The sequence below is a fragment of the Sinorhizobium sp. NFACC03 genome, from assembly GCF_900103435.1.
Classification (GTDB): domain Bacteria; phylum Pseudomonadota; class Alphaproteobacteria; order Rhizobiales; family Rhizobiaceae; genus Ensifer.
The window spans coordinates 966,202-981,497 of the sequence record NZ_FMXF01000001.1 but is presented as its reverse complement, the minus strand read 5'-3'; the positions used below and the strand labels follow the sequence as shown (position 1 = coordinate 981,497).

Below are 15,296 nucleotides of genomic sequence, written 5' to 3'. Positions count from 1 at the left end.
CGACGCACGCCGTGCTTGGTTTTTCGCGGGCGGGTTCGAGACACGAAATTCTTGACAAACCGACAGAAACGGCCGCCGGAAACGGCGGCCGTTTCTTTGCCTCCAAGTGCTTACCGTGAAGTCTCAGAGGTTTCTGTCGACAAAGGTGGCAATTGTAACTATCACTAATGTTACTGCCATTTCACATGGCACCTCATGAAATTCCAGCGACGATCATGAAGAAGACATTTGAAGTTTCCGATAGACTGTTCGAGCTCTACCACCGGGTTCACCGGCTGGTGAACGAATCGATGACCGAAGAAGGCGTGTCGCTGGCACGCAGCAAGTTCCTCTTCTTCCTGAGCAAGCTCGGTCCCTGTCGCTCGACCGATATCGCCTGTGCGCTGAACTTCGCGCCGCGCACGGTCACCGAGGCCATCGACGGTCTGGAACGCGACCGCCTGGTGATGCGCAAGCCCGATCCCGAGGACCGGCGCGCCAAGATCGTCTCGATTACCGAAACGGGTCGCGTCGTGCTTGAAGCCGCAGAGCATCCACGCAAGCAACTGCTCGAGGAAATTTTCTCGGCGCTCGACGACGAGGAACTCGATGCCCTCTACGACATCGTCGGCAAGCTGGTCGACAGGACGGATGAGATCCGCAAGCGCAAGGATGAGGCCGAAGAAGCGGCGGCGCAGGTAGCTGTCGCCCGCTAGTCGCTATTTCCTACCAGTCCGAAACAGAAAGAGGCCGGGACATCATGTCCCGGCCTCTTCCGTTTTCTCCGGGCGTTAACGCTTACATCGCGTTGATCGCGCCAATGGAGAAGAACAGGGTTTCGCCGGAGGAGTCGTCGACACCGTCATTGTCGGTCACGACATAGCCATTGCCGGCTGCATCGACTGTGAAGCCCTCGACCTTGTCGACGACATAGCCGTTAAGCGCCTTCAGGTCGGGAATGAGGTCACGAACCTCCTCCTTCTTGACGACAGGCAGTTCGCCACCAAGTGCTGCCGGCTTCAGTTCCGTCAGCGCGACGCGGTAGATCTTCTTGAGCTTGGCTGCCTGGCCGATCAGGTTGTCGCGCTCGATGATGTAGGCGTAGTCACCATGAACGGAGATTTCCGACAGGCCGACCCAGCCGTCACCGGCCTTTTCCAGGGGGTAGCGCACGGCACCCCACTCTTCGCTCTTCGGCTTGTAGGAGACGAGCTTGACGAAGCCCTTCTCGTCGTCCTTCCATTCGCGCTGAACAGCCATCCACAGCGTCTGGTCGTCGCCTTCGCTAACAACGGTGATGCCTTCGAAGCCGAAGCGGGTTTCGCCGGCGCGCAGCGCCTCAGGCAAAGCGATTTCCTTCTTGATCTCGCCCTTCTTGTTCACGTGGAAGAGCGCGTGGCTGTAGAGCTTGTCGGAATTGCCTTCCGATGCGAGCCAGAAGCCCCCTTCCCCGTCATTGGCGATGCCTTCGATGTCGAGCTTCTGAGCCGGTGCGCCGTCACGGGTGATGGCGAGCGTCTCGGTGATCAGCGCCGGCTTCTGGGTGGCGTCGATGGTGAAGATCGTCGGCTGCGACGAGAAGACCGAGTCGTTGACGGCGCGCAGGAAGCCCGGCTTGTCCGAGACGGCAGCAAGACCGGAGAGTGCACCGAAGCCGATCGGCAGCCCGTCCTTCTCGGCGGAGTGGATCTGCGGATAGGCAGCTTCGCCTTCGCCGCGCTCATAGATCATCACATGCGAACGTGCCCCGCCGTCCTCGCCTAGGTCGACTTCATTGGCGGTCGCAAGCAGGTTGCGCGACGAGATCGCGACGGCGCCTTCCGGCGAGATGCCCGACGGCAGCAGCTGCAGCAGTTCGGGCTCCGCACCCGTGTCCTTGTAGACGCCGACGACGGAAGCCCGTTCGGCGAGCAGGAAGAACAGGTTGTCGTCGCCAAACTTGGCCGCTTCCAGACCTTCGGGCTCCACGCCCTTGGCCGACGAGCGCTTTTCCGGGTAGTGGCCGGTCGCGGCAACGGCATGCTCGAAGCTGGCGCCTGATTCGTAGAGCACCTTGCCGCTGGTGTCGAAGATCGTGAAGCCGCGCGAGCCGCCTTCGTAGTCACCTTCGTTGGCAACGAGGATGCGGTTATCGTCGAGCCACTTCACGGCATCGGGCTCGCGCTTGCGGCCCGGCTGCTCGTCCTTGAAGGCGATGGCGCCGTTGCGCTTGATGTCGATATCATTGAGGTCGACGGTGCCAACAGAGAAGTGCGTCTTCACCGTCGCAGTCTTGCCGTCGATGATGACGATGTGGTTGTTCTCCTGCAGCGTCAGCGCAATCTCGTCCTTGCCGTTGAAGGAGACGAACTCCGGCTCCGGATCTTCGCCAGCGATTTCGGCAAGCCCCGTCAGCGTCACGCGCTTCAGCGAGCCGCAATCGGCAACGCCGTCCTTCAAGGACAGGATCACCAGATCGCCGGCCGGCATCTGCGGGATCTTGCCGTCGTTCACTTCCTCGTCGCGCTCGTTTTCAATGGCGATGGCCGCAAGCGTGCGGTCCTTGTTGACGGCCACCGAATCCGGCTGACCGCCGAGATCGCAGGTCGCATCCACCTTCTTCGACGCCAGGTCGACGATTGCCAGAAGTCCGGAAGGCTTGACGAAGCTTTCGCGCGTGTTGACCGCAACGAGCGCCTTGGCGCCGGCAACGGTAACGGAGGTCGGCTCACCGTCGAAAGAGATTGTGCCGGCTGCCTTCGGCGCCTTGGCATCGGTGATGTCGATCAGGCCGACGCGCTTGCCCGGGCTGTCGGAGTAGATCAGCGTATTGCCGTCTTCGCTGGCCGTGATGATCTCGGCGGACGTCGGCGCTTTGCGCGCGTCACCATCAGGCAGATTGTCGGCAACGGCAAAGGACGCAATACGATTGAATACAGGTTCAGCCGCCGCAGGAAATGCCACCGAAGCAAGAAGGACGGCCGCGAACGCGGTCACGCGCGAAGTAATGATCATTGAAATCCCCCATGGAGAATACTGAAAACATGGGGGTTCTGCGCGACTGCGATGACAGCCGAATGACATCGGCCGGGTTTTACACCGTTCAGGTTGCAACAGCCTCCCGTTCGCGCCGAATCTCGTTGCGCATGATGAACAGCGACGCGCCAAGGATCAGGACCGCACCGAACCAGAGATAGCCTGTCGGTGCGTAACCGAAGACCAGCCAGCCGGCGAAGACATTGAGCGGCAGCTTCAAATCATCGAAGGGCTGCACGTAGGCAGCGTCGGCAACCGTATAGGCGAGCGTCAGCAGATATTGCGCGAACACGGTCATGACCCCGGCGAGCACGAGAAGGCCGAGCGCCGTGCCCTGCGGCATCGCGAAACCGGCCGTGAGCGCAACGGCACCATTGATCGGGGTCAGAAGGACAAGCAGCCAGACGGTGATGGTTTCGGGACGCTCGCTGCTCGTCAGGCTCTTGGTGATGAGCGACGAGGCTCCCCAGAGCAAGGCGGAGAGGATCGGCAGCAGCGCTGCCCAGGTGAAGCTGTCCGACCAGGGTTCAAGAATGATCATCGCACCGGCAAATCCGACCGCAGTCGCGGTCCAGCGCGCCGGGCCGACGCGTTCGCCGAGAAACAGGCGAGCGCCAAGGATGATGAAGAACGGCGAGGTCATGACCAGGGCAATCGCCTGCCAGATCGGCACGTGCGCAAGGCCGGAGACCCAGGCCCCGACGCCGAAGGCCGCGAGCGCCACGCGCACCACGTGGCGCCAGGGGTAAGCGGTGCGCATCGCCGAAAGTCCGACCCGCCGTAGGAACGGCAGCGAAAAGAGAAAGGCGAAGGCATATTGCCAGAAGGCCGTGGCGGCAGCGGGAAAGCCGAGTTTCATCGTCAGCCATTGGGTAACGACATTGAGCCCGGCGAAGGCAATACCGGCCAGCACCATGAAGCCGGCACCGGCCATGGCGCGCGAGGAGGACAAACCGAGGGAAGTCTGATTCATGTCACGCATCCTGAGAAATGGACAAACACAAATCAGGACGCATGAGCGCACGGCACGACGCCGGGGAGCCCTGCTCTTCGTGCCGACGACCATTCTCTTTCATCCGGACTATGACCGTCGGCTCCGGAATTGCACCGGATCTGCTGACCCCTTCCCCGCTTCAGGAGAAAGGCGCTCGCGGGCTTGGGTCACCGCATGATGTTGCAGCGCCCTTACCGCCGGTGGGGATTTTCACCCCGCCCTGAGAATGGGCAAGCCGTAGAGCAAATGGCAGGAGGCCGCAAGGGCAGCCCCCGAAATGCGAAAGGGTCCGGCTTTCGCCGAACCCTCGAATACCTGGACTGCCGGCCTCGTGTCCGGCCGCCAAGCAAATCTGATCAGCCGTTGACGGCGTCCTTCAGGCCCTTGCCGGCCGTGAACTTCGGCACGTTGCGGGCCGGGATGTCAACTTCCGCACCCGTGGACGGGTTGCGGCCCTTCGAGGCTTCGCGGCGCGAAACCGAGAAGTTGCCGAAGCCGACCAGGCGAATGTCGCCGCCGCTCTTCAGCTCGCCCTGGATGGTCTCGAAAACTGCATCAACTGCAGAAGATGCGTCGGTCTTGGAAAGTCCGGCCTTCTCAGCAACGGCAGACACGAGCTCATTTTTGTTCATGTTTCCACCCCTTTCAGATTGGTTCGAAACGACTGTGTTTTAAGCCGCGGCGGCTTGCGCATCGCCCGCGTCTTGCCTTTCCCAATTGCGCCTAATCCCTTGGAATGCAAGGCTTGCAGGGCGCTTTTACAACAAAAAAGACCGGCCAGAGGCCGGTCTTCCCAATTTTTCTGCAAAATGGGCGCCGCGTGAGGTCGCTGCGCCCATTCACCGGCACTTTTTAGTGGGCGATCGAGGAGCCTGCTTCGTCCTGCGAATCAACCACTGCGACGGTTGCCGGCTCCCTTGCCGGGTCCCATTCGATCGGTTCCGGCATGCGCGCCAGAGCGTGTACAAGCACCTCGCCCATCCGCGAAACCGGGATGATTTCGAGCGCGTTCTTCACGTTATCCGGGATCTCGGCGAGATCCTTGGCGTTCTCTTCGGGGATCAGCACCTTCTTGATGCCTCCCCGGAGCGCTGCCAGCAGCTTCTCCTTGAGACCGCCGATCGGCAGCACGCGGCCGCGCAGCGTGATCTCGCCGGTCATCGCGACGTCCTTGGAGATCGGGATGCCGGTCATGATCGACACGATCGCGGTTGCCATGGCGACACCGGCTGACGGACCATCCTTCGGCGTCGCACCTTCCGGCACGTGCACGTGGATGTCGCTCTTGTCGAACATCGGAGGCTCGATGCCGAAATCGATCGCCCGCGAGCGGACATAGGACGCCGCCGCCGAAATCGATTCCTTCATCACGTCACGCAGGTTGCCGGTGACCGTCATGCGGCCCTTGCCGGGCATCATGACGCCTTCGATCGTCAGCAATTCGCCGCCGACCTCGGTCCAGGCAAGACCCGTGACCACGCCGATCTGATCGTCGCGTTCGGCTTCGCCGTGACGGAAGCGCGGAACACCAAGGTAGTCGTTGATGTTGTCCGCCGTGACTTCGACCGTCTTCGTCTTGCCCTTGATGATCTCGGTCACCGCCTTGCGGGCGAGCTTCATCAATTCGCGCTCGAAGTTACGAACACCGGCTTCCCGCGTGTAGGTCTGGATGACCGCCATCAGGGCTCCGTCAGTCACGGAGAACTCCTTCGGCTGCAGCGCGTGGTCGCGGATCGCCTTCGGCAGCAGATGCCGCTTGGCGATCTCCAGCTTTTCCTCTTCGGTGTAGCCGGCGATGCGGATCACTTCCATACGGTCCATCAACGGCGCCGGAATGTTCAGCGTGTTGGCCGTGGTGATGAACATCACGTTGGACAGGTCGTATTCGACTTCAAGGTAGTGGTCCATGAAGGTCGAGTTCTGTTCCGGATCCAGCACCTCGAGCAGAGCCGACGACGGATCGCCGCGGAAGTCCTGGCCCATCTTGTCGATTTCGTCGAGCAGGAACAGCGGGTTGGACCGCTTCGCCTTCTTCATCGACTGCACCACCTTGCCCGGCATGGAGCCGATATAGGTGCGGCGGTGACCGCGGATCTCGGCTTCGTCACGAACGCCGCCGAGCGCCATGCGCACATATTCGCGGCCGGTCGCCTTGGCGATCGACTTGGCGAGCGAGGTCTTGCCGACGCCGGGAGGGCCGACGAGGCACAGGATCGGACCCTTGATCTTCGACGAACGCGCCTGCACGGCGAGATACTCGACGATGCGTTCCTTGACCTTATCGAGACCGAAATGATCCGTGTTGAGCACGTTTTCGGCATGGTTCAGGTCGGTCTTGATCTTCGACTTCTTGCCCCAGGGCAGACCGAGCAGCCAATCCAGATAGTTGCGAACCACGGTCGCTTCCGCGGACATCGGGCTCATCTGGCGCAGCTTCTTCAGTTCAGCGTCAGCCTTTTCGCGCGCTTCCTTGGAGAGCTTCGTCTTGGCGATGCGCTCCTCGATCTCGGCCATCTCGTCACGGCCATCCTCGCCGTCGCCGAGTTCCTTCTGGATCGCTTTCATCTGTTCGTTGAGGTAGTACTCGCGCTGGGTCTTTTCCATCTGGCGCTTGACGCGCGAGCGGATGCGCTTTTCGACCTGCAGGACGGAAATCTCACCTTCCATGAAGCCGAGCGCCTTTTCCAGACGCATCTTCACGCTGGTGGTCTCCAGCATTTCCTGCTTCTCGACGATCTTGATCGACAGGTGCGAGGCGACCGTATCGGCCAGCTTCGAATAGTCTTCGATCTGGCTGGCGACACCGACGACCTCGGGGGAGATCTTCTTGTTGAGCTTCACATAGCTCTCGAACTCGGAAACGACCGAGCGGCTCAGCGCTTCGATTTCGACCGGATCTTCTTCCGGCTCGCTCAGCGTATGCGCGGATGCCTCATAGAATTCGTCGCGCGGCGTGTAGCCGTCAATCTTGGCGCGCGCGCGGCCTTCGACCAGCACCTTGACGGTGCCGTCGGGTAGCTTCAGCAATTGCAGGACATTGGCGATGGTGCCGACTTCATAGATCGCGGACGGTTCCGGATCGTCGTCGGTGGCGTTGATCTGGGTGGCAAGCATGATCTGCTTGTCGGTGCCCATGACTTCCTCAAGCGCACGGATCGACTTTTCACGGCCGACGAAGAGCGGCACGATCATATGCGGGAAGACCACGATGTCGCGGAGCGGCAGGACCGGGTAGGTCGCGCTTTCAGTCGCCGGTGACGTTTTGTTCGTCATGTCATTTCCTTTCCGTCCCGATTTCGGGCCCGTTCCCGGGAGCCCCGCAGGCACTCCCGGTTGTCATATTTTCCACATCAAAGTGGAGTGCCACCGCGTCCATTTCAAGGCTGGACGCGACACCCACCAACCGTGGCCGGGTCCTTCTGACTACGCATCATTTCTGTTGCGGGCCTTGCGACGGAGAACGAGGCTCAAGGACGCGCAACGATAAAGGTCCTTCATTGAATCGTCACATCATTGCGTTGTTTGAGACACTTTAGCAACAATCGAATTGTGAAATCTGCGCTCGGGCGCCTTTGTCTCAACAGCTAAGTGCGCGAACATGAAAAAGCCCGCACAAGGCGGGCTTCTCAAACGATAATTCGGCGTTATCAGGCCGAAACGTTGGTCTTTTCGTCCGACCGCTCGGAGTAGATGTAGAGCGGCCGCGCCGCGCCCTTGACCACCTCGTCGGAGATGACCACTTCGCGCACGCCTTCGAGCGTTGGCAGCTCGAACATCGTGTCGAGCAGGATCTTCTCCATGATCGAACGGAGGCCGCGGGCGCCGGTCTTGCGCACGATCGCCCGACGGGCAATCTCGCGCAGCGCGTCCTCGTGGAAGGTCAACTCGACGTCTTCCATCTCGAACAGGCGCTGATACTGCTTGATCAGAGCGTTCTTCGGCTCGGACAGGATCTGGATCAGCGCATCTTCATCGAGATCTTCGAGCGTCGCCAGAACCGGCAGACGGCCAATGAATTCCGGAATGAGACCGAACTTGACCAGATCTTCCGGCTCGAGTTCGCGCAGAACCTCGCCGACGCGGCGATCTTCCGGCGAGCGGACCGTCGCGCCGAAACCGATCGAGGTCTTCTCGCCACGGGCGGAGATGATCTTGTCGAGGCCGGCAAACGCACCGCCGCAGATGAACAGGATGTTGGTGGTATCCACCTGCAGGAATTCCTGCTGCGGATGCTTGCGACCACCCTGTGGCGGCACCGACGCAACAGTGCCTTCCATGATCTTGAGCAGCGCCTGCTGCACGCCCTCGCCCGAAACGTCACGGGTGATCGACGGGTTGTCGGACTTGCGGGAAATCTTGTCGACTTCGTCGATGTAGACGATGCCGCGCTGCGCGCGCTCGACGTTGTAGTCGGCGGCCTGGAGCAGCTTCAGGATGATGTTTTCGACGTCTTCACCGACGTAACCGGCTTCGGTCAGCGTCGTGGCGTCGGCCATGGTAAACGGCACGTCGATGATGCGGGCGAGCGTCTGGGCGAGATAGGTCTTGCCGCAGCCGGTCGGGCCGACGAGCATGATGTTGGACTTCGCCAGTTCGACGTCGCTGCCCTTGGCGGCATGCGCCAGGCGCTTGTAGTGGTTGTGCACGGCCACCGAGAGGATGCGCTTGGCCTGCTGCTGGCCGATGACGTATTCGTCGAGGACCTTTATGATTTCCTGAGGGGTCGGCACACCGTCGCGGGACTTGACCATCGAGGTCTTGTTCTCTTCGCGAATGATGTCCATGCACAGTTCGACGCATTCATCGCAGATGAAGACGGTCGGTCCGGCAATCAGCTTACGGACTTCGTGCTGGCTTTTGCCGCAGAACGAACAATAAAGCGTATTCTTCGAGTCACCGCCGTTGCTTCCGCTGACCTTGCTCATTTCCACTTCCTTCCAGCACGCCGGACACTTCAAGCGAAGTATCGCGGACCACTCAATTCGCCCTGTAGCCTATCCTCACGCAGGGCTTCCGGGAGTACTTACCGCACCTGGGCGACCATGCCCGATGCGGCTGCAACGACTCTCCCAACTCATCCGAACACTATGCCCTCAGAATGCAACATAGCATTAACGGTACATATTACCGGCTTTACCCTGACGATAAAGCCCTTGAGCCATTACAATTGTGTCACAATTACATCTATCGCGACACAAAAGCGCGTTATCAGGCCTGCTCGGTGCCTTCGATCTCTTCGCGCGAGGTCAGTACCTTGTCGACGATACCCCACTCCAGAGCTTCGTCCGCGCTCATGAAATGGTCGCGATCGAGCGTCTGCTCGACTTCCTCGTAGGTGCGGCCGCAATGCTTGACATAGACCTCGTTGAGGCGGCGCTTCATCTTCAGGATGTCGCGGGCATGGCGCTCGATATCGGAGGCCTGGCCCTGGAAACCGCCCGAGGGCTGATGAACCATGATGCGCGCATTCGGCGTGGCGAAGCGCATGTCCTTGTGGCCGGCCGCCAGGAGCAGCGAACCCATCGAGGCCGCCTGGCCGACGCAAAGCGTCGAGACCGCCGGCTTGATGAACTGCATCGTGTCGTAGATCGCCATACCGGAGGTGACGACGCCACCCGGGGAATTGATGTAGAGCGCAATTTCCTTCTTCGGGTTTTCCGCCTCGAGGAAAAGGAGCTGGGCGCAGACGAGCGTCGCCATCTGATCTTCGACCGGACCGGTGACGAAGATGATGCGCTCCTTCAGAAGGCGCGAAAAGATATCGTAGGAACGTTCACCGCGGTTGGTCTGTTCAACAACCATCGGCACCAGTGCCAGGGCGGTATCAACGGGATTTCTCATATCGAACCTTCATCAATCGGGCTCGCAAAACCTTTGCGAGCCGGGAATCACGGGATTTGCCTTCTGTCCCTACATAGAGTGTCAACACCCTTCACTTCAAGTCGCGAAGCTTCGATAAGCTTAATCGAAGCCCCCTTTGCTGCGAAGTTCGGCGCTCCTCCACACATGGTTGTCAATAGAACCTTTTTTCGCCGACATGCGCGCCGCAAGCCGCCGCGACCGAGCATTTCACACAGGGTTCGATGACGTCGGTAAACGAACGGCAAATCGTGTATCGGCGGCGCCGCCTTCCTAGAGCTGTGACTCGATCGGCAGAATACGGATCAGGTTGGCAATCATCCGCCTGGCAAGGCTGGCATCCGGCTCGCGCCGCAACAGCCGCTCGGAGCCGTTGGCGCGATCACGCCAGACAAGCCGTGAACCGTCCATCCCGAGCCGGTAGCTGATCGACGGCGAGGTCTCCTCCTCGAACATGCTGGCCAGCTCGCCGGCAAGAGCCGCATCGGCAAAGACGACACCCATTTCCGTATTGAGCGATGCGGAGCGGGGGTCGAAGTTCATCGAGCCGACGAACCCGTTCAAGCCATCGACCACGAAAGCCTTGCTGTGCAGGCTCGCATTGCGGCGCCCGAACAACGTCATGCGGTGCCCTTCGGCAACGTCGCCCTGCTCCTTCAATTCGAAGAGAGCGATGCCGGCCTGGATGAGCTTCCGGCGGTACTTGATGTAACCGCCGTGAACGGCTGCGACATCGGTCGCTGCGAGAGAGTTGGTCAGCACCGCGACCCGAGCTCCGCGCGAAACGATGGCCGCAAGCTCTCGCGTGCCGGCAACGCCGGGGATGAAATAGGGAGAGATGATCCTCAAATCCCGCGTCGCCGCTTCGATCAACGGGAAGAGTTCGCGCAGCAACCAGTTCTGGCGCCGCTGCATCAGCGCCTTTTCCGGCGGGTCGGATGCCAGGCGGATCTGCGAACTCCAGTGAAGCCGCCGCGTGCCGTGATAGATGCCGGTTTCCTGGGCAGCCTTGTCGACGCGCTCGATGTAAAACCGGCCCGCGGGTGTCCGGGCAAGCCCGTCGACGGCCTCACGGAGCGCCGGCAAATATTGCTTGCGTGGCGTGCGCAGTGCAGCGATCGGGAGGACGGAGTCGCTGTTCCAGTACCGGTCGAACATGGCGGACGCCTGGTCCAGCACCGGCCCCACCATCCAGACGTCGAGGTCGCGGAAGTTGGAAAGCTCGGCGGCGTCGAAATAGGCGTCGCCGATGTTGCGCCCGCCGGCGATTGCGACCCGGCCATCCGCCACCCACAGCTTGTTGTGCATGCGGCGGGTGGCGCTGAAGGCGCGGATCGCCATCTCGAAGCCGCGGCGAAAGCGGTCGGTCCGCGCCCGGCTGGGGTTGAAGAGCCGCACCTCGATATTGGGGTGGGCGTCAAGCGCGATGCACATGCGATCATGAATGCCGGCGTTGATGTCATCGAGCAGCAACCGGACGCATACGCCTCTGTCGGCCGCCGCCAAAATCTCTCGGGCCAGCAGAAGACCGGTCAGATCATCCTTCCAGTAATAATACTGCAGATCGAGGCTGCGCCCGGCGCGCCGCGCCGCATGCGCGCGCACTACCAGGGCCTCGATACTGTCCGACACGAGCGCCACGCCATTTGCGTTCGGGCGGCCGGCAAGAAGGGGCATGATAAGCCGATCGAGTTCCGTACCGGCCTCGGCCACCGGAAGTGCCGTTGACGGCAGCCCGTGCGGGCGCCGTCCGAACCGGCCATAGATGTAGAGGATGGCCGCCACGACCACACCGACGATCGCGGCGACGATGATCAGAACGGAGGATAACATCGAAAGCGCGCCTCGCCGTCAGACCGACCCCGCACGGCCGGCCCCAACCCGATTTCCGTCTCGGTGATCCTGCTGGGCAGCCTTCAAGGCGATGGAGGCTTTCACCGGCAGATGGTCCGATGCGATCCGCGCAAGCGGTGAGTCATGCACGGCGACCGACGTTACCAGGTGGTGCGGATTGCCAAGCACACGATCGAGCGGCAGCAGCGGAAAACGCGACGGAAAGCTCGCGACCGTGGCGTGCGACGGATCGAAAACAGGACTTAGGAAGGACAGTGACGATCTCCGGCCCATGCGCCACTCGTTGAGATCGCCGATGAGCAGCGTCGGCCGCCCGTTCGCGCCGGCTGCCGCTTCAAGGATCGCCTCGGCCTGCTGGGCGCGGGAATGCCTGAGAAGACCGAGATGGGCGGCGATGATGCGCAAGGGGCCGACCTTCAGGTCGAGATCGACGACGAGTGCGCCACGCGGCTCGACACCTGGGAGTTTCAGCTGCCTGACATCGGAAACGGCGCCCTCGCGTAGCAACAGCACGTTGCCGTGCCATCCATGCCCCTTCGCCGAAAAGCCGGAGATCGGCACCGAAACGAGATGGGCCTCGCGCCGGAGATGTTCGAGATCGAGAAGACCCGCACGCTCGCCGAACCGCTGGTCCGCTTCCTGAAGCGCGACGATATCGGCGCCCAGTTCGCCGATCACATTGGCAGTCCGCCCGGGATCGAAACGGCCGTCGGTACCGACACATTTATGGATGTTGTAGGAGGCGATGACAATGTCGCCGCGGTTCACCGCAGCTTCGCGATGAACGACCGTGGGACGCCGCTTGCGGATCGCTGCCACGATCCCCGCCGATAGACTGGACTGGTTTTTTGCCATGCCGCTCCCTGCCTGCTGCCCGCATCATTGCGCAAATAGGTCACCGGGCGCCACTGAAAAAGGGCGGAGAGCAGAAGTTGTTTCGCAACTGCGATACGGAAGCGAACGGGTGGATGCCGGGACAGCACGAGCATCGCCGGCGTCCATTTTCGCCGCTCTCGATCAGTCGGCCGGTCCCGCGAACAGGATCAGATTTCCGTCCGGATCGAGCACGATGAAGGTGCGGGCGCCCCAGGGTTCGGTCCGCAGCGGCTGGTGAAAGTGTACGCCAGCAGCCTGATAGGTCAGGAACAATTGTTTGATGTCATTGACGGTTTCGAGCGTGATGGCAGCCGAAAGCAGGTCCTCGCGCTGGCGGAGTCATCGACGAAGACCGGCTCGCAGACAAGGCGTAGAGCAAGCCTGGCGCTGTCGCGGATCACTTGCCCATAGAATGGCGGATCGCCGTAGACGAAATCGACGGCAAAGCCGAGCTTCTCCGCGTAGAAGTCGCACGAGGCCGCGATATCGGCAACGAACAGCTGAGCGGCGGTCGACTGCAGAACCGGCTGCGATATGGTGGGTTTTGAGTGCGGGGTCATTGCCAGGGCTCCTGATTTGAGCGCCTGCCAACTGTCGAATCCCGATTGGCGCGCGATCAGCTCCTGCGCGTCGGCGAGCTTGAACTCCGCCTTGAGAATGGCGTCGTCATCAAGGTCACGGTAACGGGGCAAGGCCGCCCTGATCTCCGCTGCGACCGGATGGTACCGTTCGCGATGCCATTTGAGGTACTGCTTCGCCTGCTTCTTCAGGTTTTCAAGGTGTGGCATGGGCGCAACTACGGTGTGTCTTCCGTAGGCGCGCGTTGCCCTTTCAGCCCCTTGGCGATGACGCCCTACGCAGCGTCAGAAGATTGACCGCCACTATCGACACTGTCAACGCCCTGCCGACGCCCGCAGGGATAACTGCACTTGCCGACTGAACGCCGGTGCCCGTAGAAATAGACGTCGGTCAAATTCTGTAAAGAGCCCGTTGCATGCCTGCCATAACCATTGACGGCGCCCAAAGGCGCATTTCCATCGATGCGCGTAATCCCGCTTTCTACCGTGAGCCGCTCGCCGCCTACGCCGAGATCCACGCGCAATGCCCGGCCTTCTTCTGGGAGGAGCGGCAACAATGGTATTTCGCAGGTTATGACCAGGTAAACGCGCTGCTCCGCGACCGCCGTTTCGGACGGCAGATCCTGCATGTGGCGACGCGCGAAGAAGTCGGCCTGTCGGCGCCGAAGCCACATCTGAGGGATTTCGACGCGCTGGAGGAACATTCGCTGCTGGAGCTCGAGCCGCCGGCGCACACGCGGCTGCGCACCCTCGTCAGCCGGGCCTTCGTCTCAAGGCAGATCGAACAGTTGAGACCGGATATCGAGCAGCTGTCGCACGTCCTTATCGATGGTTTCGAAGGCGACGGCGAAGTCGAGTTGCTCAAGACGTACGCCGAAACGATCCCCGTGACGATCATCGCCCGCATGCTCGGCATACCCGTCGAGGCCGCGCCCGATCTTCTCGACTGGTCGCACCGCATGGTCCGGATGTATGTCTTCAACCCGAGCCACGAGACCGAACTCGACGCCAACCAGGCGTCCGCCGAATTTGCCGGCTATCTGCGAGAGATCATCGCCGAGAAACACCGCAATCCCGCCGATGACCTGCTGACGCACATGATCACCTCGGAAAAGGATGGCGAACGACTTTCAGAGGCAGAGCTGGTCTCGACCACCGCCCTGCTCCTCAATGCCGGTCACGAAGCGACGGTGCATCAGATCGGCAACGCCGTTCGGACCATTCTGCAATCGGGGCTTTCCGCCGAGGACCTGTTTGCCACGGAGGCATCAACGGGGCTGGCGATCGAGGAGTGCCTGCGTTTTGCGGCACCGCTGCATATTTTCCAGCGTTACGCTCTCTCGGATGTCGAGCTGGAAGACGGCATCACCCTTCGCAAGGGCGACAAGATCGGCCTTTTGCTCGGGGCGGCAAATGTCGACCCGAAGAAGTTCACGGACCCGAATGCGTTCCGGCCGACGCGCGATGAAGGCGCCAATGTCTCCTTCGGGGCCGGCCTGCATTTCTGCATCGGGGCGCCGCTGGCCCGGCTTGAACTCAATCTATCGCTGCCGATCCTGTTTCGGCGGCTGCCGGACATGCGGCTGAAGAACGAGCCCGAGGTGAAGGACGCGTTTCATTTCCACGGCCTGGAGCGTCTCGACCTCGTCTGGTAGCTGCATCGAAGACCGCCCAATCTCCGGCGCTTCGGCACTCACAAGCGGATGACGTAGTCCTTGCGGGTTGTCTCCACGACCTCCCAGGTCCCTTCGAAGCCCGGACGCAGGATCATGCTGTCGCCGGCGCGCAAATGCGCCGCCTCGCCACCATCCTGCGTAACGATCGAATAGCCGGAGATGATGTGGAAATATTCCCACTCCTCATAGACGATCCGCCACTTGCCGGGCGTCGATTCCCAGACCCCGGCATAGAGGCCGCCATCGGCCTCCTCCAGGTTCCAGGTACTGAATTGCGGCGCCCCGGAGATCAGCCGGTCGGCAGCGGGCGTGCCGGTTTCCGGCTCGACGGAAGACAGATCGAACTTCTGCATATTCGCCATTGGGCACCTTTGCTGGAGGCACTGCAACCTCCCCCGTCATGGGTTTCAGATTTGGTTTCGTCACACACCTCCGGGGCAACGTCCATTGTTTTTTCGAGGATAT

General features: G+C 61.3%; 11 protein-coding genes, 1 pseudogene and 1 riboswitch. Of the genes and pseudogenes, 2 read left to right on the top strand and 10 right to left on the bottom strand.

What is annotated here, in order from left to right; translation table 11 throughout:
• Positions 1 to 215: 215 nt before the first annotated feature.
• Positions 216 to 695: a MarR family winged helix-turn-helix transcriptional regulator gene (locus tag BLU35_RS04845; RefSeq protein ID WP_058329359.1), complete on the top strand. Its 480-nt coding sequence runs from the start codon at positions 216 to 218 to the stop codon at positions 693 to 695.
• 82 nt (positions 696 to 777) lie between these two features.
• Here BLU35_RS04845 and BLU35_RS04840 read toward each other — a convergent pair whose 3' ends face one another.
• From BLU35_RS04840 to BLU35_RS04800, 9 genes and pseudogenes are all read right to left on the bottom strand, one after another.
• Complete coding sequence (locus BLU35_RS04840; RefSeq protein WP_093232251.1) at positions 778 to 2,973, bottom strand: esterase-like activity of phytase family protein; 2,196 nt, start codon at positions 2,971 to 2,973, stop codon at positions 778 to 780.
• An 88-nt stretch (positions 2,974 to 3,061) separates the two neighbouring features.
• Entirely contained in the window at positions 3,062 to 3,967 is a 906-nt protein-coding gene (locus BLU35_RS04835; RefSeq protein WP_093232250.1) for a DMT family transporter, read from the bottom strand.
• A gap of 87 nt (positions 3,968 to 4,054) precedes the next feature.
• A riboswitch (FMN riboswitch) is annotated at positions 4,055 to 4,220 on the bottom strand.
• A gap of 124 nt (positions 4,221 to 4,344) precedes the next feature.
• A complete protein-coding gene (gene hbs / locus BLU35_RS04830) occupies positions 4,345 to 4,620 on the bottom strand; it encodes a non-specific DNA-binding protein Hbs (protein ID WP_057252351.1) in 276 nt (91 codons plus the stop codon).
• 220 nt (positions 4,621 to 4,840) lie between these two features.
• A complete protein-coding gene (gene lon, locus BLU35_RS04825; protein WP_093232249.1) occupies positions 4,841 to 7,261 on the bottom strand; it encodes an endopeptidase La in 2,421 nt (806 codons plus the stop codon).
• Between the two features lie 374 nt (positions 7,262 to 7,635).
• A complete protein-coding gene (gene clpX / locus BLU35_RS04820) occupies positions 7,636 to 8,913 on the bottom strand; it encodes an ATP-dependent Clp protease ATP-binding subunit ClpX (RefSeq protein ID WP_034803621.1) in 1,278 nt (425 codons plus the stop codon).
• Between the two features lie 283 nt (positions 8,914 to 9,196).
• A complete protein-coding gene (locus tag BLU35_RS04815) occupies positions 9,197 to 9,829 on the bottom strand; it encodes an ATP-dependent Clp protease proteolytic subunit (RefSeq protein ID WP_057252356.1) in 633 nt (210 codons plus the stop codon).
• A gap of 291 nt (positions 9,830 to 10,120) precedes the next feature.
• Positions 10,121 to 11,680: a phospholipase D family protein gene (locus BLU35_RS04810; protein WP_058321502.1), complete on the bottom strand. Its 1,560-nt coding sequence runs from the start codon at positions 11,678 to 11,680 to the stop codon at positions 10,121 to 10,123.
• Positions 11,681 to 11,698: 18 nt separating this feature from the next.
• On the bottom strand, positions 11,699 to 12,556 hold the full coding sequence (locus BLU35_RS04805) for an endonuclease/exonuclease/phosphatase family protein (RefSeq protein ID WP_058321503.1): 858 nt from the start codon (positions 12,554 to 12,556) through the stop codon (positions 11,699 to 11,701).
• A gap of 162 nt (positions 12,557 to 12,718) precedes the next feature.
• Positions 12,719 to 13,365, bottom strand: a pseudogene (locus BLU35_RS04800) (VOC family protein).
• A gap of 206 nt (positions 13,366 to 13,571) precedes the next feature.
• Here BLU35_RS04800 and BLU35_RS04795 point away from each other — a divergent pair.
• Complete coding sequence (locus BLU35_RS04795; protein ID WP_093232248.1) at positions 13,572 to 14,810, top strand: cytochrome P450; 1,239 nt, start codon at positions 13,572 to 13,574, stop codon at positions 14,808 to 14,810.
• 38 nt (positions 14,811 to 14,848) lie between these two features.
• Here the strand turns inward: BLU35_RS04795 and BLU35_RS04790 are convergent, their stop codons facing one another.
• Positions 14,849 to 15,193, bottom strand: coding sequence for a cupin domain-containing protein (locus BLU35_RS04790; RefSeq protein WP_057252366.1), 345 nt, complete (start codon positions 15,191 to 15,193; stop codon positions 14,849 to 14,851).
• Positions 15,194 to 15,296: the final 103 nt, after the last annotated feature.